The 21,772-nt window shown below is 41.1% G+C and carries 17 protein-coding genes; 3 read left to right on the top strand and 14 right to left on the bottom strand.

What is annotated here, in order from left to right:
* Nucleotides 1–3 precede the first annotated feature (3 nt).
* The 10 genes from BP549_RS10610 to mtaA form a co-directional block, all read right to left on the bottom strand.
* Nucleotides 4–2,016, bottom strand: coding sequence for a hydantoinase/oxoprolinase family protein (locus tag BP549_RS10610; RefSeq protein WP_292380459.1), 2,013 nt, complete (start codon nucleotides 2,014–2,016; stop codon nucleotides 4–6).
* A 436-nt stretch (nucleotides 2,017–2,452) separates the two neighbouring features.
* Nucleotides 2,453–2,785, bottom strand: a complete 333-nt coding sequence (locus BP549_RS10605) for a cation transporter (protein ID WP_292380456.1) — start codon at nucleotides 2,783–2,785, stop codon at nucleotides 2,453–2,455.
* Between the two features lie 459 nt (nucleotides 2,786–3,244).
* On the bottom strand, nucleotides 3,245–3,829 hold the full coding sequence (locus BP549_RS10600; protein WP_292380455.1) for an acetate uptake transporter: 585 nt from the start codon (nucleotides 3,827–3,829) through the stop codon (nucleotides 3,245–3,247).
* 54 nt (nucleotides 3,830–3,883) lie between these two features.
* Nucleotides 3,884–5,269 (bottom strand): methanol--corrinoid protein co-methyltransferase MtaB, encoded by a 1,386-nt coding sequence (gene mtaB, locus BP549_RS10595; RefSeq protein ID WP_292376536.1) that lies wholly within the window; start codon nucleotides 5,267–5,269, stop codon nucleotides 3,884–3,886.
* A 13-nt stretch (nucleotides 5,270–5,282) separates the two neighbouring features.
* A complete protein-coding gene (gene mtaC / locus BP549_RS10590; RefSeq protein WP_292380453.1) occupies nucleotides 5,283–6,059 on the bottom strand; it encodes a methanol--corrinoid protein MtaC in 777 nt (258 codons plus the stop codon).
* Between the two features lie 264 nt (nucleotides 6,060–6,323).
* Nucleotides 6,324–6,458: a hypothetical protein gene (locus tag BP549_RS10585; protein WP_292376533.1), complete on the bottom strand. Its 135-nt coding sequence runs from the start codon at nucleotides 6,456–6,458 to the stop codon at nucleotides 6,324–6,326.
* A gap of 747 nt (nucleotides 6,459–7,205) precedes the next feature.
* Nucleotides 7,206–7,760, bottom strand: a complete 555-nt coding sequence (locus BP549_RS10580; RefSeq protein WP_292376531.1) for a TATA-box-binding protein — start codon at nucleotides 7,758–7,760, stop codon at nucleotides 7,206–7,208.
* A 390-nt stretch (nucleotides 7,761–8,150) separates the two neighbouring features.
* Nucleotides 8,151–9,335, bottom strand: coding sequence for a GTP-binding protein (locus tag BP549_RS10570; RefSeq protein ID WP_292376529.1), 1,185 nt, complete (start codon nucleotides 9,333–9,335; stop codon nucleotides 8,151–8,153).
* Nucleotides 9,336–9,481: 146 nt separating this feature from the next.
* Nucleotides 9,482–11,101 carry a methylamine methyltransferase corrinoid protein reductive activase gene (locus BP549_RS10565; RefSeq protein WP_292380451.1) on the bottom strand — a complete coding sequence of 540 codons (1,620 nt, stop codon included), beginning with the start codon at nucleotides 11,099–11,101 and terminating at the stop codon, nucleotides 9,482–9,484.
* A 311-nt stretch (nucleotides 11,102–11,412) separates the two neighbouring features.
* On the bottom strand, nucleotides 11,413–12,432 hold the full coding sequence (gene mtaA, locus BP549_RS10560; protein ID WP_292380448.1) for a methylcobamide:CoM methyltransferase MtaA: 1,020 nt from the start codon (nucleotides 12,430–12,432) through the stop codon (nucleotides 11,413–11,415).
* 709 nt (nucleotides 12,433–13,141) lie between these two features.
* Between mtaA and BP549_RS10555 the strand changes: the two genes are divergently transcribed.
* From BP549_RS10555 to BP549_RS10545, 3 genes are all read left to right on the top strand, one after another.
* Nucleotides 13,142–15,988, top strand: coding sequence for a cation-translocating P-type ATPase (locus BP549_RS10555; protein WP_292380445.1), 2,847 nt, complete (start codon nucleotides 13,142–13,144; stop codon nucleotides 15,986–15,988).
* A gap of 428 nt (nucleotides 15,989–16,416) precedes the next feature.
* On the top strand, nucleotides 16,417–19,509 hold the full coding sequence (locus BP549_RS10550; RefSeq protein ID WP_292380443.1) for a response regulator: 3,093 nt from the start codon (nucleotides 16,417–16,419) through the stop codon (nucleotides 19,507–19,509).
* Nucleotides 19,481–19,855 (top strand): response regulator, encoded by a 375-nt coding sequence (locus tag BP549_RS10545; RefSeq protein ID WP_292380806.1) that lies wholly within the window; start codon nucleotides 19,481–19,483, stop codon nucleotides 19,853–19,855. Before BP549_RS10550 ends, BP549_RS10545 begins: the two co-directional genes overlap by 29 nt.
* Nucleotides 19,856–19,901: 46 nt before the next feature.
* Here the strand turns inward: BP549_RS10545 and BP549_RS10540 are convergent, their stop codons facing one another.
* The 4 genes from BP549_RS10540 to BP549_RS10525 form a co-directional block, all read right to left on the bottom strand.
* Nucleotides 19,902–20,687 (bottom strand): helix-turn-helix transcriptional regulator, encoded by a 786-nt coding sequence (locus tag BP549_RS10540; protein WP_292380440.1) that lies wholly within the window; start codon nucleotides 20,685–20,687, stop codon nucleotides 19,902–19,904.
* 183 nt (nucleotides 20,688–20,870) lie between these two features.
* Nucleotides 20,871–21,266, bottom strand: coding sequence for a hypothetical protein (locus tag BP549_RS10535; protein ID WP_292380438.1), 396 nt, complete (start codon nucleotides 21,264–21,266; stop codon nucleotides 20,871–20,873).
* On the bottom strand, nucleotides 21,267–21,563 hold the full coding sequence (locus tag BP549_RS10530) for a class I SAM-dependent methyltransferase (RefSeq protein WP_292380435.1): 297 nt from the start codon (nucleotides 21,561–21,563) through the stop codon (nucleotides 21,267–21,269).
* Nucleotides 21,563–21,769, bottom strand: a complete 207-nt coding sequence (locus BP549_RS10525; RefSeq protein ID WP_292380433.1) for a hypothetical protein — start codon at nucleotides 21,767–21,769, stop codon at nucleotides 21,563–21,565. The genes BP549_RS10530 and BP549_RS10525 overlap by 1 nt, the downstream gene beginning before the upstream one ends.
* Between the last annotated feature and the right edge of the window lie 3 nt (nucleotides 21,770–21,772).

The following is a 21,772-nucleotide window of genomic DNA, read 5'->3' as shown; positions in this document are numbered from 1 at the left end:
ATCTCAGGCTGTCGTCGTAGTTCTCGGGATCCCTACTCCTACGAAAACAAGTTTTGTTTCCAAGGGCACATCAGTCCAACCACTTGGCGCCAGATGCCTACGGCTTACATCTATTTTTATGTTCTCTTTTTGAAGTCCTGCGTTCACCATATAATCTATAACGAGTTGCCTTCCAAGCTTTTCTGCATACTCAACGGCTTCACTATAAATCTCAAATTTCTTTCTTTCAGATGGAGAAAAGACGATGAACTCGTTTTTTGTTTCATACTGCATGATGCCTTCTGCAGTACACTTCTCGTGAGCTTCATAATCTATTATATCCCCAGCCTCACCTTCAAGAGACTTGGGAATAACTTTTGTTTTTATAAGAATTTCTACTCTTTTAATTCCTTTCCCAACAAGGGCTCCGACAGCGTTGCCTACCTCAGCGTGCTCGGGAACTATAATATCAGCATTAATCAGGATTTTCAGATCCTCAATATATGCTTTAACGGGTCCTCCTAGAAGCACCACAGGAATTTCAACTCTAAAACGGGTAAAGTTCCTTCCTAGAAGAACCCTATCAATCTCGTTTCTTGGCATTCCCTCTATAAGGTAGGCAATAAGGTCTTCGGCAATATTCCGCGCAACCCTGCGTTTTACTTCCGCACTAAAAGCCTCTGGGCTTTGCTTCAGTATTCTACCAAGCATGGAAGCTCCGATTGTTGCAGCTTCTACATCCCATTCGGTATATTCTCCAAGCACATGCAGGGCATCAGTAGGAGTAAAGCCAATTGCCTGGATTAACCTTTTCTGGATTAATGAGTCCAGCATTGACGGAGAAGGACGTTTTTTCAGGGCTATGAGCAGGTCCCCAAAAGAAACAGGCTCTTTTCCAATATGCCTGTAGATTTCTCGCTCTCCTGCTTTCAATTCTATAGGCCTGAAGCCGGTTCTAACATAAAATTTTGTTACTTGGATGCTCTCGCAAAGATATCCTTTTGCGACCTTGTTCCGTTTCAATTTTTCTCTGAAACCTGGGTATATGACTGAAGCCCGGCAGAGTGGAGTTACCCGCCGAGGGCCTATATATATTCGGTCGCCTTTTACCCAGACATGGCTGTCTCCTCCAGTTGCAGAGGTTTCCATACGGATTGCTTTTACGCGGGTTTGCCAGCCTCCAACAACGGCACCCGAATTGCTGAGTTGAGGAAGACCGTTCTCCATCATAGCTACATCTGTACTAGTGCCGCCAACATCGATCATAGCACATGTGTCCAGTCCTGAAAGATGAGATGCCCCAACAAGGCTTGCGGCAGGCCCTGAGAATATTGTCTCAATGGGTTTTTCCAGAGCCTCTTCTATTCCCACAACTGATCCGTCACATTTCAGCATCAATAGGTTCGCATTTATACCTCGGATTTCGAACTCTTCAGCTATTGCCTGGATAAACTTGTGAGTAATAGGAATTAGCTGGGCGTTAAGGAATGCGGTTATAGCCCTTTCATAGGCTCCAAGATCTTGGGAAAGTTCGTGTCCGCAAACCACAGGGTGCCCTGTAAGTTCCTTTACGGTTTTTTTGACAGCAAGCTCGTGTTCCGGGTTGCGGTTACTGAAATATGAAGAAACTGCAAAAGCCGAAACTTTATCTTTTACTTTAAGGGCAAAGTCTTTTACGGAATCGAGGCCAAGAGCCTTCAGTTCTTCCCCATCACTGTTATGCCCGCCAGAGACCGTTACCCAGTAGTCCGTAGGAAGTTTCTCAGGTATCACATAATCCCCTACCATGATTAGTCCTACAGGAAACCCGGTACTTTCTAGGATGGTATTCGTTGACAGTGTTGTAGATACGGATACCAGTTTAATATCTTTAAGATACTCCGGACTCAGCGCATCAATAGCGTTTTTCATTCCGGGAAGGGGATCGGGGTAGGTAGTCAGCGCTTTACTGGATTCTATCACGGATCCGTCCGAATCTCTTATGATAACGGCATCAGTATAAGTGCCTCCAGCATCGATTCCAAGACTGAAGTGCATTTTCAACCTCTTTTGGGAATTATATAACTTCCTGGATTTCCAGCCCATTTTTTAATCGAAATCGTTCTTAATCCAGACTACTTTTAATCCAGATCATTTTTAAATTCGGGTAATTAAGTTTTCTTTAGCAAGCGATAAGATTCAGATATCTCTGAATCCAGGTGGCTACTTAGACCTTATATACGTAAAGCCTGGATACTTGTTAAATCTTGTAGTAGCTAAATGGATATCTACTAAAATTAATAGTGGCGGGTTTGCTGTCTTCCGAGCTTTCGATTTTCACATTGGTTTTTTCACACCATTATTACCATATTATTTTATTTTTTCTACGTTTTTATCTTGTTAAAATAAACTTGCCTTTTTCCTTTTCTTTTCATCAGAGAACCTGCCTTTGCTTTCAAAATTTTTGTTTTTTTCCAAAACAGGCTCAATTTTATCAATACATATGTATACTTAGGAAAACGGTATGAAAACTTGCAAAAAGCAGAATAAAAGCCCCTGCTCCCATACAGAGAGTTATGATTTTTCCATGTCCATAGTTGTGACTTTCATCCCTCGGTTTGCTTCCAATTGAAAAATCCAGGAGTTTTATACACTCACTGATGAATTCGGAGAAGGAACGAACTCCATCGGCAAGAAGCAAAGTACTGTTTCCCAAAATCCCGGCTAGCAGCTTGAAAAGTGTCAGTATCAAACTCAAAGCAAGTCCTGTATAAGATCTATTGCGGGTTTTGTTGTGGGTTTCGTCAAGCTTTTTATCCGCTTGCATTCGAAGTTCACCGTTAATTAATATTCCAATCTTCTTTCGAGCGGGTCTCGATCAGTAGGGATTTTCGCTCAAGCCTTTTTTTAAAAAGGCTTGTAATCACGTCGTCATGACGTTTTAGATTTAGCAATAGTTTTCGCTCAAGCCTTTTTTTAAAAAGGCTTGGTTAAAACAAATATTATTTCTAAAAATTGAACAGGCCCTCGGATGCCTGTATCTTTCTAACGCGGTCACAATACAGAATTTAGCCATTCATGCAATAATATTGGGAAGATTGATTGGGAGGATTGGCAAGCACAGGCTTAAGACCTGTGCTTACCTGAAGAACCGCTTTTAGCTGTTTTTCTGTTTTTCCTGCAATTTCAGGATTTCCTATATATTGAGGTTGGTACAGGTTTTTTCCTCAGGTGTCTGAGGGTTTTACTCAGTAAATGCTGATTTTTTTACTCTGATTGTTTACTATTAGAGTGGGATTACGGTTTTTCCGTGGATTTCATTCATTACCATGCCAAGAGCTGTATAAAGAGCTCCAAGGCCCATAACAAGTCCTACATAGCCAGCTATTACAAGCAACCCTGTACTGCCGGTTGCGTTTACAACAGCAAGCAACATAAATAACAAAAATAATGTAACAAATACAAACTGGAGGGCACGGACTCCGATACTCATAGTAACGATCAGCATAACAAAGGTATAAACACCCCAGATAAAGAGATACGCGGCCATAGCAGTTCCGGACGAAGCCTCAGCCCAGCCGATTGCAGGCATAACAAGCAATCCTGCCAGTGAGAACCAGAAAAGGCCGAAAGCGGAGAATGCAGTCCCTGCAAAAATATCTCCTTTTTTCCAGGACATAATTCCTGCAAACACCTGGGCGAACCCACCCAGAAATATTGCCATGGAAACGATCATTGACTCTACAGGGTATACCCCTATGTAGCTAAGACTCAACAGGACTGCTGCAAGGCCCAGGCCGGTAAAACCAAGGGGGGCAGCATTTGCAGTCTTGTCAACTATTACGGTAGCAGTTCCTACGTTTTCGCTCATGGTTTCACCTGAAGCCAGTTTTTTCTAAAAAAATTAAAAAAAGAAGTTTAGGGCTTAGAGCCCATAGTTTTCTGGTTTGAAAACTGCAACTTCTTGTTTAAACTTGGTCAGGTTATCACTCATGAACTGGTCAGCATCGTCGGTGAGGGCTTCAAGGTCGGCTTTAACCTTTGAAAGAGCATTTGTTTCGAATCTTGTAAGTCTGAGCTTGCCGGAGCTGGCTCCTTCTTCGACGATATTGCAACATTCGATTGCTGCATTCTTTGCCCGGAGGTAGTTGTTTTCTCCATCCTTTGCGATAGCCTGTCCTATCTTGTAGGCGTTGTCGTAAGCGAGCACATAGCCCTGTGGGTCCCTGTATTTGTCAGAGAGCACAAGAATATCTCTGAGATCCTTTGCTTTTCCGGTTTGAAGGGCAACGTTCATCATGGAACAGTCGTATGCTAGAGTTTCGGACCAGCACTGGACAGTTGTACCGCCGAATTCACCGTGGTACTCTACAGACTCATTTGACCAGAGGTCACAGCATTGCATGACCAGGTTACCCATCAGATCAGAGTGGGCACAGGTTGAGGTCTTACCTTCCTGAGTTATTGGAACACCTGCAATGGCCTTTATGATGCTGTTCTCGTAACCGCAGTCCTTTCCAGGGCCGATGGCACCAGCTTCATATGCACAGAGGGATCTTGCTGCAGAGATTGCCCTTGCAACGATTGCAGTTGTATGGGCAAGGTTCTTGTCAAGCAGGCCGCCTGCAATGAACATTGCAGTGTTTGCCTGTGCACAGTCAGTGTCACCAGCAGAAACAGTTCCGGTCTTCTTTGCAATGTCTGAAATGTCTTTCCAGACCATTTCCATATCCATGCTACCGAGTACACCTATTCCGAAGAGAATACCTGCAGTGTCGTTTCTTAGGATAGAGTAGTCGAAGATTTCCTTACCACCCATGCTCTCAACAGAAAGCAGGTCGGCACCATTCTTGGCAGCTTCTTCAAAAGCTTCCATAAAGGTGCTGTACTTGTCTCCTCTGAGCTGAAGGTAGTCACGGTCTTCACGGATATCACCAATCGTGTGGCGGAGTGCACATTTTATGCCATATTCATCATGATACTCTTCCATAATGGTCTTCTGGGCATGTGCAACAGCTCCTCCCCATTCAGGGTTGTTGGACATCTGCTGAACGTGTTCAGTTTCAAGCACAACAGAGGGAGCTCCGATTTGAACCATCCTTGACATAATGTCGGTGGTGATCCTCTCGTACTCTTTTATGAGCTTTTCTTTGGATGCGCCGGCTCCAGGTCTTGGGGCATAGTTGACTTCGGGGGATGTGTAACCTCCACCGATCTCAAGGCCAAGCCCTGCTTTTACAGGGAACTTTGAATTTCCGAAAATAAGTTCATCTGCGTTAGCGTAAGCCATTGAAGTGTATTTTTTTACCATTTTTGCTCCCTCCTCAGTGTTTGTGGAATTCCTCTCTTAATGCTGTTATATCTGTAGTACCTGCAACAATTGCATCAGCAATCTTGGGGGCATCTGCAGCTTCTTCACCATAAACTCCAAGTTCATACTGGGACACGAAGTCCTGGTTCACAGCACCGCCACCACATGCAAATGGGATCTTTATTCCCTTTTCAAGGAGCTTGTCATTAACTTCCTTAAATGCATACATGGTGGTTGTCATGAGGGCAGTACCTGTGAGCATCATCGGCTTCTCTTTTGTAACTGCAGCGATTACTTCGTCTACAGGAACATCTCTTCCAAGGTCAATTACCTCGTAGCCGTTTGCTCTCAGAAGGGCAGCAACAATGTTCTTTCCGATGTCATGGACGTCACCTTCTGCAACATGGCATACAACCTTGCCCTTTGGCTCAGGAACTTCGGTGGTCTGGCTCTTACAAAAATCGATACCTGCCAGCATCGCATCAGCGGACATCATAACGTTTGGCAGGAAAATGATACCATCGTCGTAGAGTTGGGTTACAACTCCCATTCCTACCATCAGGGCATCATCGATAAGGTCGATTGGCTTCTTGCCTGCATCGATTGCGGCTTGGAGTGCGTCAACCACATCATCTTCTTCACCTTCATAGATTGCTTTTGCAACCGTGTAGATGAGTTCATCTTTGGGATAAAGCTCTTCTGCTGCTTCGTCGGGGGTCATTTCTTTTTCAAGGGCGACGTTGTAGCGTACTAATATGCCATCGATGTCTTCCAGTTTCAAATCCAACATATTTTAACCTCCATTTAGTAATAGGATCTCGGATTGCTCAGATCGTTGACCCTGCAAGTTACATCTCCCTGAAGTTTTTATGCGTTTTTTACCGGACACTTTTTGAATACAATGTCAAGGAATTCGAAACCTCCAAGATCGAATCCCTTTCATTGAGGGGTTTGGATAACTTCCTTGTAGTGTACTGGTCATTCAATAGACTGGACTTTAATCCTTTTCTCCCATTTTTCAAGCTCTTTTCAATGGGATTTTAAGTTTCCAGGTTCAAAGCTCTTCTATTTTTTCTGTTTCCTGGCTAAAAGAATCTTTTTTTCCAGTTAATTCTGACAGGTGTACTTCCTTTATTATTCCGGGATGCACTTGCAAATCACATTTAGATTTTATTACATATACCTTCACCTATGCTAATTTTTGAATTACTATAATTTTATAATTCTCATCCCAATTTTCCCTGCAAGTGATTTTATAAAAGAGAAGTTTTTTTTAATCCTCATTAATTTAAACAATGGGATCAAAATTTATTGGTTGATTGTTCCCCCTTTAAGGAGATTTTTGATTGCAGAGAGTGAAGATATGGAGGTTTTTATTTTAAGTGCAGAGGTTATCAAGTAGATTTGTTTTTATTGGAAATTTGAAACAGGCAAAATGAAGTGATTAAAGTTCATTTTTTAGGGAACACAAGTGAAATTAACGTCCTTTTCAGTTATTCCCACAAATTTTCCTATTTTCTTCCTGTGAGAAAGACGTGAGAACTTCCGGATCTCAGAGCTTTTAATAGCCCTTAAGTTCATTCATACTCGATTTTTTTGCCGTTTTTCAACTTTTTTTTAAACAGAGGCGAACTATTTCCCTTACAGTTTATTCTGTCTCTGTCTTTACTTTCTTCCTAAGCAGATTTCTTTGTAACTGTTCAAAATTCTGCTGCTAATCTAGATTCCGGTTTCTTCAAATGGCTGAAAAGGGTAATTTTTCTCTTTCTCTGAAGTTTCCCTTCAAGACAAGGGCCGTTGACCTTTTTATTATATATAATCTTTTCGCATGTTAGGTCACGATTGTCCTATACTGGAAACTCTCTTCCTTCCAGAGTTTAATCCTTCCCGAAGGATCGTGGTATAGATCGTTCTTGTTTTCTAGTTCCCCAAAGGTTCAATAAAGAAGTCCTAGATTCTCAAGCTCTGTCTTTATGACCCTCCGGCCTTCCTCGCAGTCTTCAGGAGATTTGCCACCTGTGATTACCAGCTTTCCAGAGCTGAATATGAGCACTACTACCTTAGGAGCTTCAAGCCTGTAAACAAGCCCAGGAAATACTTCTGGCTCGTACTCGACATTCTCCATTCCAAGGGCTATAACAAGAGCGTTCAGGTTCACATTTGTCTTCAGATCGGCTGAGGCTACAATGTTCTGAATATGAATCTTGGGTTCTGGATCTATCTTCTCGCAACCTATAATTTTGAGCGTGTCAGCCAGATTGATTATAGCCGTACAAGCATTTTCAATGTTCTTGGCTCCGGTGCAGACTACTTTACCAGAAGTGAATATTAGAAAGGCAGCCTTAGGATTATCAATTCTGTAGACTAAGCCGGGAAACTTCACTTTGTTATATTCTGCTCTCTCTAGCTCAGCCTCTATTTTTTCCAGATCGAACTCTTCTGCCAAGGTGGTGGATGCCACCACATTCTCTATAGTTACTGTGGACTCCATGCAACACATATCTTAAATGTACTATAGATGTGATTGTCGGTTAAGACAGAAAATGGTTTAAAAGCGGTGTGTATTAAACAAAATGTATAAATCAAACGTTATAATCATTGAAAAATCGGTCTATTTATATTGATTTCAACCTAACAGACTGAAAAATGACTTTGATTTCGGAAAAGACGGAGAATTCGATCACAGGAAGATTACGAGTTGTACTCCAAGTGCCCTGGAATGGAGCAACAAGTTGGTTCAGTACTATATAGGTAGTTTTACGAAGATCAATTATAACTACAACGGTTAATTAAATTAGGAAGATTAATTAAAAAAGTGAGGAAAATAAATTTGCCTCACTAAAAACTATAAAGGTTAACTAAATTAGGAAATTTCTTTCTCTTAGTCTTTGCTCTTGATATTCGAAACTCTCTGTACGTGCGCCTGATCCCCATGCTTATGCTTTTCATGGTGCTCATGTTCGTGGTTATGTTCCGGCTCGATTTTATTAACATTTATTTGCTTTCTCTCAAAGACTTCCTGTACCGAACTATTTACAGCAGCTTTAACAGCTTCCTTGTCAACGTTTGAGACTGCTGAAAGTATTTTGAGGGTAGGGGCAGCTCCTTCCTTTGATTTAATTACATCTTCCTGGGGTTCTTCGTAATATACTGTAACGCTCTGTTTCACGGTTTCTGATCCGTTGTCCAGGAAAAGTTTAATGTGTCCTACGAATTCAGGATTTAGTTGAAGTACCTTAGCTTTTATTGTGTTCATCAGTTCGGTTGTCAATTCCCTGGCAGCTTCGGTACTGAAATCCCCGTTTTCAACCGCAAACTCTGCAGAATAACTGCCTACTTTTGAGGCTTCGATCGAACTTTCGGTCTCCTGTGGTGCAGAAGGTTCGGTTTTAGAAGATTTTGCTTCAAAGGGTTCAGTTTTTTTAGTTATTTCAGCTCTTGGAGCTCTTTCTGATAATTCTTCAAGATCCGGAAGCACTATTCGCATGAAATTCTCAAAGCTTTCGCCTGTGTCCTTTCCTGAAAGCAAGACTACCTTGGCTTTTGGATTCAGTTGCTGGACCGAGGCTTCGAGGATTGAAAGTCGGATAGGTTCTATCAGGTCTATCTTATTTATTCCGAGAATTTCCGCATCAATGATCTGCCTCATGGCAAATTCTTTTACTTCTTTCATCAGGTGCTTGAAACGACTGCCGTCAATCAGGGTCACAAGAGGAGCGATTCTCACTTCTTCGCCTAGGTTCATAAGCTCGACTTCGTTCCTGATAACATGTGGAAAAGCAATTCCTGTGGGCTCGATCATTATAATGTCTGGCTTATATTCTTTTACAAGGAGGTTCATTGTTGTCCTTAACCCTACTTTCAGGGAACAGCAGATGCATCCGCTTGTGATCTCTTTCGTATCGAATCCAAACTTCTTTATTACATCTCCGTCGATGCCGACTTCCCCGATCTCGTTCACGATAATGGCAACTTTTTTACCTTTCTCGGCCAGGTATTTGCCCATATTAATAATAGTGGTGGTTTTCCCGCTTCCCAGAAATCCCCCCACCACAACGACCTGCACGTTTTTTCCTCCCTTGGTATCTTCTTGCTTATTGATTACTGCTTATTAACTGCTACTTGCTTATTAGTTACTGCTGCTTGCTTATTGCTATCGGTTATTGCTTATTTCTTCTTTATTCGTTTTTAGTCTCAATAAGCTTACCCTTTTTACTTTCCTGAAACTGTCAAATTTTCCCATTTAAATCTGTCATCAGGGCAGGCGTGCAGACAGCGCTGACAATTTGCCCCATCACAGAGGTCAGTCCTTATTTTCACGGCTCCATTTTCTTCCATTCTCAGGGCTCCGTTAGGGCAGACCTTTACGCACTTATGGCAGCCTTCACATTCCTTAATTATCATGGTAAGGTAAGTCCCGACCCTTTCAAGCACTTCAAGCCCTTCTTCTCCGAGTTCTGGAATATCCCTTTCAACCTGGCGGTCAATTTTGATAATAGCAGACGGTTCGCCAATTATAGGTAGTTTTTTCTTTTTCAGGAACTTCTGAAGCATCTTGAAAGCCATGCCTTCGTTCCAGTAAGCAAGTTCCAGCATATAAGCTTCCTTAAAAGCTTCGGAGGTTGCAAACATTACATGAGTGCCCACTATTTCCTTTGAAATTGCCTGTAGTTCCCAGAGCCTGTCTTCAGAGAGCAGGATTTCTTTGGCAACGGTCAGGGAAGTATTTCCTATCTGGGAAACATAACTCACATTGTAAGGGATCATTCCCACTTTATGTGCCTTTGCAGCATCCATATAAGTGCCTGCCGCACCTGACATGTGAGCGGTTTGCAGTTCTTCTATGTCTATGCCTGCAGCGGCACAGAGTGTAATATGCCCGGCTCGAATTGCTCCTATGGCTCTCCCTGCTTCAATAAGGTCTTTATTCGTGAATTTTATTCCGTCCTGGAGGTGGATAACGCCACCCGGGGTCTGAATCTTTGGCAGCGTGATTAATTTATTTCTTATGCCTGCCTCTATAAGGGCAATAACTCCAGTACCTGTGATGCCTTTTGCAGTGAGTTCCCCTTTTTCCACGACTTCCCCTGTTTTAGGATTTACAAGGTCTCCCCTGGTAGCTTTCATGTCACGATCAAGTACGTAGCAGCGCAGGTTTTCTCCCTCAAATTCCACATCAGAGATTGTATGGGGGGAAGCAATGGACCCGTATTCTATCTCCTGACCTTCGAGAGCGGGACCTGCGGCAGCCGAACCTGTGTATATAACGCCATTTGCTTTAAGAGCCATTTCGGCATTTGTTCCGTAGTCAGTTGCAATCGCGATCTCATTACTCTCAATCATGCCGGCCTTTACAATAAGAGCAAGCGCGTCGGCTCCGACTTCGTGTTTAATTGCCGGGGGTACAACTAGTTTACAGTTTGTAGCTTCTTCAAATCCCTCTATCTCGGCCAGAGGTATTATGCGGGCATCCCTGTTTTGCTCTTCTATGTGGTATTTTTGCTTTTTACGCTCCCCGGCGTATGCCAGATCCTCGATTGGAATACCCTGAAAGATGGAAAGCTGAATTGGATTTCCGCAGATTGCGAATTTTTCCATTTCTGCAAGACTCACTCCAAGTTCATCAAGAATGTTCTTTACTGCGGTTGCTGAGAGCCCGTGAGCTTTATCAAGCCCATAATGGATTGCAAAGTCAAGATGGTCCATTACATTTGCTCCGGGCAGGGGGTTTCTCAGCGTTATGACGGTTTTCTTAATCTCACCGGTCTCTAAGTCAATTTTTTGGGCTCTAAAACCGCTGGTTCCCAAGTCAATTGCAACTCCTGTTCTCATATCTTAACCTCCTCCAAAAAAGTTTAAGATTCCTTAACTGATATACCTTAGATATATTTTGAATATTTAATAAATTTGAATATTTAATAACTTTAAATAAGTCTCTGCTAAATAAATTATGAAGCTATTTATCCTGAATCCTTTTTCGGATTGATGCTCCTCAACTCACAACCTTTAAGGTGGCTCTAGAGTATACACTCCGGCTACTAAAATTAAAAAAATATGAAAATCGAACACAATCTGCAGAAGACCTAAATGATTTAGAGTTCCGGAATGTGCTCGTGAAAAAAATAAAGGATTTTATTGCCTTTTCAGGCGTAGAATTCGTCTCTTGCTGCGACCATGGCTTTAATATTCTCGAGAGGGGTCATGGGTGCAATACCACAGCCTGGTGCGAGTACATCGACTCCACCCTCAAGAGCTTCTTTTGCTTCAGCTTTTATCTTGTCAATAGGTCCAGGCAGCAGAGTGAAAGGACTGGAAATATTTCCTACTAACCTTGCTCTGTCTCCAATGAGTTCCTTTCCTACTTTTGCGGTGCCGATCTTTTCTTCTACGCTGAGCCCTTCAAAACCGCAGTCTGCCATATCACTGAGGATTGCGTTAACTTTTCCACAGATGTGAAGTACAGTCACGGAGTTAACGCTGGCGGAAAACTTCTGTAACCTTGATTGGAGGAACTGTCTGAAACTGTCCGGGCTCATGAGGTCAGGGGAAGCTACAGGGTCTGCAATCGCGATAACATCTGCACCGGCTTCAACCATTGCGTTTGCATAAATGATTGCAGCTTCTGTGGAGAGATCAAGAGCCTGTTCGAAGAGGTCAGTTTTCTTAATGGACCATTTCATGAAAGATTTTACACTTACCAGGTCAGAAGCGATTGTAATCGGGCCTTCCATACCTCCGATAATTGGCACATCAGGACCTACTTTTTCCCTGACAATCTTAATGGCTTCAAGTACTGCTGGAATTCTGCCTCTCTGCAGGAGGTCTGCGGGGATGGCTGCGTCATCTAGACTCTTGGGGTAAGGGTGGGCTACGACAGAAGGCTGCCTGTTCTTGGTACCCATGTTGATTTCACAGCCCATTGCTTCAACGAGCACGGTAAGACAGTAGGGAAGTCTTACAGCTTCAAGTCCGCTGAGCTCATAGTTGGCAATTGCCAGTTTTGCTATAAGTTCAGGGTTGGTGTGGGCTTCAGGCCAGGCAGCGCCAACTTCATCCATAAGTTCTACAATTCCTGTCTGGGTCACGGAACAAACAGGTACTTTGTCAACAGGCTTGCCTTCAAGGGCAGCTAATAGTCTCGTTTTAAGTGTAAATTCGCTCATAAGTTATACCTTTTTTATTTTCTCGATTTATGGCTCTGTAGAAATTCTCTGAAATAAAGAATTTTAATTAATTTGAACTGAATAGCTTTACCTGTTTTTACTTTCTTATTTTCAGCCTATTGTAGCTGATTTAGATAGGGTTTTCTACAAAGCTCGATTTACATCTATTTTTATTATTATTATTTTAATATCTACTTGTCAATATTATATAGACCTTTTCAATTCAAAATGTTTCACTCTCTGGAAAGGAATTCCAGAGTCTTGAAACACAGTTAAAAATCATAGGTCTAGCCTAGAAACACAGTTAAAAATCATAGGTCTAGCCTAAGAATTAATAATATTTTTTATTCTTTTTTCTGCCTCTCCCGAGCAGATGTGAAGATCCTGGTAGCAAAAACATTCTCAGGCTCCTTACACTTATATTAAAATGTAGATATTTCTTTTAGCTAACAACTTATAAAAGCTATTTGTCAGGAATTTTTTTTTAATATTTTTTTAATAAACCTGGTCATAATTTTTGACTTCATTGTTCTATATTTTTGTGCTAATCTAGTTGCCTACCTTTTTTCACTTTATCACGGTAATAGATCACATCTGATCTGGTATGTATCAAACGTCATTTCCTCTCTTACTTTAGATTTCAAAATGGTTTTCAGCTCCCATGTCAAGCTTCTTATTCTTATATTACATTGAATCACACAGGGATTCAATGGGGAAGAATCTAACTGGCGGCAACGGCAAGATTTGTTCTCCCCAGGGGAACGAACATAGTATTCCGATTACAGAATTTTTTGAAGAACTAAACGTTGACGAAAACGGGCTTAGCGAGCAGGAAGCTTCCAGTAGGCTCAAAGAATGTGGAGCCAATATTCTCGAAGAAACAGGAAAAGAGAGCATAATAAAGAAATATCTTCGGCAATTCCGGAATTTATTCTCCATCCTGTTGACTGTAGGAGCCATTCTATCTCTCATCGGAGAATACCTTGATCCCGGGCAGGGAAATTTGTATATAGGAATTGCTCTCGTAGGCGTTGTAATTCTCAATGGAACTTTTACATTTATACAGGAATACCAGGCTGAAAAAACAATGGAAAGCTTTCGGCAGCTTCTTCCACCCCATGCCAGAGTTCTGAGGGAAGGTAAGGTAAGGGATATCCTGGCATCAGAGCTTGTTGTAGGGGACATCATCCTTCTTGAGGAAGGAGATAAGGTTCCTGCCGATGGACGCTTGATTGAGACTAACGCTCTAAAAGTTGATAACTCAGCCATTACCGGCGAATCAGAACCTCAACTTCGATCTTTGGAGTACACTCATCCAAATATGTTAGAATCCAGAAACATGGTTTTCTCAGGGACTCTGGTACAGAGTGGAAACGGGAAGGCAATCATTTTTGGAATAGGACATAATACCCAGATTGGAAGCCTTGCAACTCTCACACAACAGACCTCAGGCGTGGATACTCCTATCCGAAAAGAACTCAACCATTTCATAAAGGTTATATCCGCGATTGCTGTGATTATGGGAGTAATCTTTTTTATACTTGCATTTTTTCTTCAGAATGTATTTCTTGCAAGCCTTATTTTTGCCATTGGAATTATAGTTGCCAATGTTCCCGAAGGACTTTTACCCACAGTTACTCTTGCCTTGAGCCTTGCTTCCAGAAGAATGGCTTCGCAGAATGCTCTCATAAAACAGCTGGAATCAGTAGAAACTCTAGGTTCGACTACTGTCATCTGCGCTGACAAAACTGGGACTCTAACTCAGAACAGGATGGCAGTTAATACTCTTATGATCGGTTTTCAATGCCTTGTTCTTCAATACTCTCTCAGTTCTCTGAAAAAAACTGCAACGCAGGAGACAGAAGAAAGTAAAAACAAGGTTGCTGCTGAAGAAATTGCAGATTTAGGAACAGAAGGAGTTTGCATTACAGAAAAACCTGTATGGGATCCTGAAAAATTGTCATCTGTTTTCATAAGAGTTGCAGGCCTTTGCAATAATGCGGAACTTAGTGAGTCACCTCCAGGGTATACCGGTGACCCGACTGAAGGAGCACTTCTTGTTTTTGCAAATAGTATAGAAGATATAAAAAAACTCCAGAGTGATTATCCAAGGTTAGAAGAGTTCCCTTTTGATTCGCGTACCAAAAGAATGGAAGTTATCTGCCGGACTCCTGAAGGAAAACTTGAAGTTTATCTCAAGGGTGCCCCGGAAGTAGTTGTGAAAATGTGCAGTTTATCCTTAGATTCCGAAATCAGGAAATTGGATGAAAATAAGCAACAAGAGCTTCTTGATCAGCATCTTAGCCTTGCAAAAAAAGGAGAACGGGTTATTGCCCTTGCGTACAGGCAGATAGAAGAGCTAAAGGAATATACAGAGGATTTTATTTTCTTGGGATTTGTAGGAATTGTAGATCCTCCACGCCCTGAAGCCAGAGAAGCTATTGCAAAATGTCATACAGCCGGGATCAAAGTTGTCATGATCACAGGTGATCACCCGGTTACTGCAGAGTCAATAGCAAAGGATGTAGGACTTGCAAATGCTGGAAACCTTGAGATTATTACCGGAGACGAGCTGGCTACGCTCTCAAACGCAGACCTTGCTTCAAGATTAAAAAATCCGAGCATTGTGTTTGCCCGTACTTCTCCTATACAAAAGCTGAAAATCGTACAGCTTTTCCAGGCCGAAGGGGAAATCGTTACCATGACAGGTGATGGAGTCAACGATGCTCCTGCAATCAAGAATGCGGATATGGGAGTCGCTATGGGCAGCGGCACAGATGTTGCTCGCGAAGCTGCGGATATGATACTGCTTGATGATAATTTTGCTACTATTGTGAACGCTATAGAGGAGGGCAGAACTGTTTTTGATAATATAAAAAAGTTCATTGTGTATATTATTACCCACACAATTCCTGAAGTTCTACCTTATATAGCTTTCATCCTTTTTGCCCTACCTCTTCCTATGCCAGTACAGCTTATTCTGGCAATTGATCTTGGTACAGATATGCTGCCTGCGCTTGCTCTTGGGGAGGAAAAAGGAGAAGAGGATATTATGAAAAGACCTCCAAGGCCCAGAACTGAAAAACTATTAACTCCTCAGGTGCTCCTTACAGCTTATGGGATAAAAGGACCTATCGAAGCTATTGCGGGCTTCTTTTGTTACTTTGCCGTACTTTTTGAAGGGGGATGGAATTTTGGCGAGCAGCTTGCAAACAACAATCCCCTTTACATGCAGTCAATAACTGCTTTCTTTTCAGCAGTAATTATATGCCAGATTGCTAATGTTTTCGCTTCCCGAACCCGGTTCCAGTCAGTCTTCACAATGGGTTTATTTAGCAATCGTACGGTTCTGGTAGGAATTGCAACTGAACTCATAATTCTCACATTAATTATCTGGAATCCGTCGGCAAACCTTATTTTCAATACTCATCCCCTTGATCTCAGATATTTGCTCTTTGCTATTCCCTTTGCAATTTTATTGCTCGGAATCGATGAGTTAAGAAAATATCTACTGAGAAGAAATGTAAGCTGGGCAACCAGATACCTTAAATGGTAAATTAAAGGTGAATTACCAGATTCCTTAAACAGTAAACTAAATCTGATCATCCAGTTCTAATTGCTAAATCAAATAGGCACTAAAATATTTTCTTCTATATGAAAATATTTAACCATGAATCTTATTTTTGCTTTCTAAATTCAGTATTATTTTGTTATTAATTACTTTTAATATCTAATTCTTTTAATAAAGTGAATTATAAGTTTTTAATTGAGAAAATAGTGACTATTAACCCCTTATTTTAAGTTCAGAAATATAATTTATTATGAATACTCATTGAATACTTTTATATAGATTCCAATTTAATTTCATCTGTTACTATTATCTTATACACTTCCCTGCAGACCCTAATCAAGATCCTAACCTACATCCTGACCCATCCTATCTCCAGGCTTAATTGACCTGAGACTTTGCAACGAGCTTAAAGAATGAACGTTAGTAGAAAGATCCTTGTTATTATCTATATCATCTTTGCTCTTCTCATTTCAGTTGTTATTTTTGCGTCCCAGAGCATTCTTGATTCCAGTTTTTCCGACATGCAGGAAAAAGAGGCAGCTGACAATGTAGAAAAAGTAAAGGACATAATTGACTTTCAGATTCTACAGCTTGAGGAGGTCAATTCTGCTCTCTCTTCAAGAGATGATGTTAGGGCTTTAATGTTCAATCAACAGCCTCAGAATCTCAATGGAACTACATTCGGTGACATTTTTTCCATTAGTGGGTGTGATTTTATTTTCCTTGTAAATAATTCAGGATATATTGTATATTCTGAAATTTCGGACTCTGAGCCCTCTACTAATGCTTCCACTCTTAACGTTTCCCCTCTTCTCGAAGTCCATCAGAGAATTAATGACGGCAGTTTCCTCTGTAAAGAGGCTGAAACTTCTTTAAAAGGTCTGTTCCTACTGGAAAACGGCCCTATAGTAATCTCCAGCCAGCCTGTGCTCGCTACACCCGAGAATAAAGAAAGTTCAGGTACAATCATTCTTGGAAAATATCTTGATTCAAGATTTATAGAATCTGACCAAGAAAATACAGGAATTACATTTACGTTTTACAATTTTAATAATGCACCATTGGATTTTCAGCAGGCTTTTTTTGAAAACCCTGGCCCGAACTTTATATATACGATAACCGGAGAACGTGTTACCTGTTATTCCATGCTTGAGGATCTTTCTGGAAGCCAGGCTATTGTAATCCAGACTGATGCATGCAGCAATATCTATGCTGAGAGTCAGAAGGCTCTTCGATACATAGTGTTTTTCCTTTTGTTCGCAGGCCTTATTATTGGGGCAAGTTGCAAGTTTCTCCTTGATAGGGAAGTCTCATCTCGAATCGTTGCAATTAATAATTTTGTGGAGAAAGTAAGACTGAATGAGAATTTCTCCGGAAGATTTTCTATGGATGGGGATGATGAGCTCTCAAGGCTGTCTGAAGGAATAAACCAGACCCTTGACCGCCTGAGAACCACTTCTGATGAGTTTAAAGTCCAGGAACATGAAAAAAAGCTAATCCTTGATTCTCTCAGTGAAATTGTAATCTTTATGAATTCTGAATTGGAAATTATCTGGTTAAATAAAGCAGCTCTTGACCACATGGGCATGATGAATATGGATAACGTTCTCGGGTGCCATTATCAAGATCTGCATATTTTATATAAAGAAAACTTGAGCAAATCTCCTGTACTGAAAGTACTAGAATCCGGGAATGAAGAGTTTGGGGAAGTAGTTACACAGGACGGGAAGGTCTGGATGGTAACTGCAATTCCTATAAAGAACGAAGACGGCAAGATTACCGGAATTCTGAAAACAGGGCTTGATATTACCGCACACAGGCATTCGGAAGAAAAATTAATTCAGGCAAAATTAGAAGCTGAAGAAGCGAATAACTCTAAGAGCGAATTCCTTGCAAACGTGAGCCATGAGTTGAGAACCCCTCTGAATTCCATTATAGGCTTTTCGGATATTCTTCTTGAGAAGGTTTTCGGAGAGCTTAACGAAAAGCAATTCCGATACGTAAGCAACATCTCTACCAGTGGGAAACATTTGCTGGTACTTATAAATGACATTCTCGATCTCTCAAAAGTGGAAGCCGGGAAAATGGAGCTTCACTACAGTGAATTTTCGATCGATTCTGTTTTCGAAGAAGTCAAAGCCGTTCTCTCTCCTCTTATACAGGTAAAATCTCTTGAAGTAACTTTTAATGTCGAGTCCAATTTTAAAACTCTTGAGGCCGATAGAGGACGCTTAATTCAGATTCTTTACAACCTTGTAAGCAATGCAATAAAATTTACTCCAAACGGTGGAAAGGTCTCGATATATTGCAAAAAAAGCGGGAACAGGGCACTTATTTCAGTCCTCGATACCGGTATAGGCATTTCTGCTGAAGACCAGGTAAAGCTTTTCCAGCCTTTTACCCAGCTCGATGCGTCAACAACACGTCAGTATTGCGGCACAGGGCTTGGGCTTGCACTTGTAAAGAAAATCGTGGACTTGCATCAAGGAAATATCTGGGTTGAGAGCGATCCTGGAAAGGGCAGTAACTTTACCTTTGCACTTCCTCTCAGGAAACCATTGGAGCTCAGGAAAGCCAGCGAGATTGGACTCGAAGATGTAATCATAGAATTTGAGATGAGCAAAGCAGCCGCCCTTTCCGTAAAAGAAAATATAGAGGATTTACAGGAAGAAATAGAGCTTCCCGAAATCTGTCTTCCTGAAAAGGGAGATACTAAGCAAGAACTTATTCTGATAATTGATGATGACAAAAGTTCCAGTGAACTCCTCTCCGTTATCCTTAAAGACGCAGGATATAGTATAGCTCTCCTTTATAGTGGAAAAAGAGTTTTAGAGGTTGCAAAGAGCCTGAAACCCGATATTATTACCCTGGACGTCTTCCTACCGGATACTAATGGCTGGCTTGTCCTGAGGCAGCTAAAGAATGACCCTTACACGGCTTCCATACCTGTGCTTATTATTTCCATGACCAACAATAACGAGTTTGGAATTGCCCTCGGAGCAACCTACTCCTTTGCAAAGCCGGTAAAAAGAATTGAACTGGTAAATTCTCTCCGAGAAATTACAGGGAAGTTTCGGTTCGAATATCCTAAAGTTCTTATAGTAGATGATGATGAAAATACTGTAGAACTGCTAAGTTCGATGATTGAGCCTGAGGGCTTCGAGGCTATAAAAGCTTACAGCGGAAGAGAAGGACTGCAAAAGCTTTTCTCTGAGCCGCAGCCTGATATTCTGATTCTTGACCTCATGATGCCGGAAATTAACGGATTTGATGTTATATCCAGCATGAGGGCCGATGTACGCACAAAAGATATTCCTCTTATTGTATGCACTTCCGGAGAGCTTACCGAAAAGAATCTCGAAGAATTGAACAGTGAGCTGAAAGGGCACCTTATTTCTATTCTGAAAAAAGGCACTTTCGGAAGAAAAGAGTTAATTAATAGAATAAAACAATTAGTTATGCTGAAGAGGCGTAATGATGAAAAAGATCCTGATTGTCGAAGATAATCCCATGAATATGGAACTAATTCTGGACCTTCTGGAATTCTCTGGATATAACATAACTAAAGCCGAAGACGGGATAAAGGCTCTAGAACGCCTTGCTGAAAAAAAATTCGATATTATTCTGCTGGATATGCAGCTTCCGAAGATGGATGGGCTTGAGGTTCTCGATCAAATTAAGAAAAATCCTGCGACTGCAGATATCCCCGTCATAGCAGTTACAGCTCATGCCATGAAAGGCAGTGAAGAACATTTCATAGAAATGGGCTGCGTGGATTATGTCTCCAAACCCATAGATATCCATAAGTTCAGGGCGATGATCGATAAATATCTGGGAGAAGACTCATCTTAACTTCAGAAGGATAATTAACTTCAGAAGGGCTGGTTATAGTTTCTCTTTATAATTTCTCCAATTGTATGGATCGGTCTTTATAGTACAAAAAAAGTTCTTCACACCATTTAAGTGCGCTCTCGTCAAAACTCATCAGGCGTTGATGGTCAAATTTTCCCTTTTTGTCGAAAAGCACAAGTGAGCAGAAACGTTCTGTCACTACGTCTTTGAGGGTTACGTTTTTGTCACAAATATAAATTTCAACATTTTTTGATTCTACAAGAAATTTCAGGTCCTGATAGTAATCCGCTTTCATCCTCTCAAAAACGGGTTCTGTGAGGATAAGACATATTTCAGCTCCTTTTTTTGCAAGTTCCAAGTACATTTCAACATGGAGAGGATTGAAATATGAAAGAAACATCTTTATGCGCCTTGACTCAAGAAGGTTACTTCTAAAATCTTCAGGTATTTCAAAAAGCCGGTTAAGGTCTGGTTCAAGCATGAAATAGTTCCCTAATTCATCAATCCTGTTAAGGAGTGATTCGGGAATTGCGGTAAAGTCATGGTTTATCCAATAATCGTAATTCTCCTCAAAAACCCTGACAGTATCCAGCAAAGGCTCCATCTTTTCAACTACTATCTCTCCCATCTCCGAGAGCCTATAGGTGTTTCTATCGTCCTGTACTATCAGGCGTCCCTCTTTTAATTTCTTGATCTGGGGCATGATTGATGTCGAGTTGACGTTGAGGGCGGTTTTTATTTCATCTCCGGTCTTTGGCCCTTCTTCTAGCAGAAGTAATACATCCTTTCTTTTTTCTGAAAGAAACGCCAGATCAATAAGTGATATTTTCATTTTGTTCCATCTCCCCGGGAAACTTTTAATTTTAGAAGATATATTTCCCCTTTATTTCTTTTCAGAAAGCGGTCTGAGTTAGCAAAAATTCTTTTTCTCTCCAGAAGAACTTTAAAGGAATTTCTCTCAACATTACTGCGCTACTTTTTAATTGATCCTTTATATTTTTTTCCAAAAAAAAACTTATTTTTTTCCCGTAGATAATACATAACCCACATATTTTGAGGTTGATTTTTTTCGGAGGAGGATTTTTTTGCCTTCTTCCAGCCTTTTGAACCGGCATCGAATCTTTTTGCTTAATAGGTAGTACTTCGTCATTTTCAAGATCGTGTCTATAAGGTACCCTACAAAGCTCCAGGTTCCACCCATCGCTTCTGCCATGTATTTTGTCTCTTGAAGGTACCGGATATGTTTGTACATTCTTACATTAACATCTTTCAGGCCTGCTCTTTCAAGTTCTTCTTTCCATTTTTCAGGTGACAACAGGGAAAAAGGAAGCCCTGTTATTCCTCCAATTATTTTTTCGGCTTGAGCGATTTCTTTGGCGGCTTTAGCAGGAATCTCCTTTTCTCTATACATTTAGTTTATCCCTACATAAGCCCTCGGCCTCAGAACCCTTGCGAATTCTTTGAAAGCTCTTTCCCTATCCAAAAACTGGGACACAAACTCTGTTCTCAAGGCGTCGAAAGTTTCTGCTTCAAAGGGGAGGGCATGAGCATCCCCTACTCTGAATTTTGCTTTATCTGAAACTTTCTGTCTTTTTGCCTTTTCTTTTGCTTTCTCAATCGAAAGTTCCTCAATATCAATTACTAATACCTCACAGCCGATTTCTCTGGCAAGGTAACAGGCAGAAAAACCGGTCCCACATCCAACCATCAGGACTTTTTTACAGAATCAATCCTACACAATTCAGCAAGTTTTTTGGTAGAGGTAAGGTCACCTACATGATAATAGGGCACTCCCAGATAACTCATAAAGTCGTAATATCCCAGAGATTCAACCTGTTTAACTGAAAGTTTTAGTTCTCGGTGTGAAATGTCTCTCTCGGCCTGCATATCCAATCTGCCATTTTCAAAAATCATTTA

The sequence above is a fragment of the Methanosarcina sp. UBA289 genome, from assembly GCA_002496565.1.
Taxonomy (GTDB): Archaea; Halobacteriota; Methanosarcinia; order Methanosarcinales; family Methanosarcinaceae; genus Methanosarcina.
The sequence above is the reverse complement of the archived record's forward strand: the minus strand, read 5'-3'. Positions and strand labels throughout refer to the sequence as shown.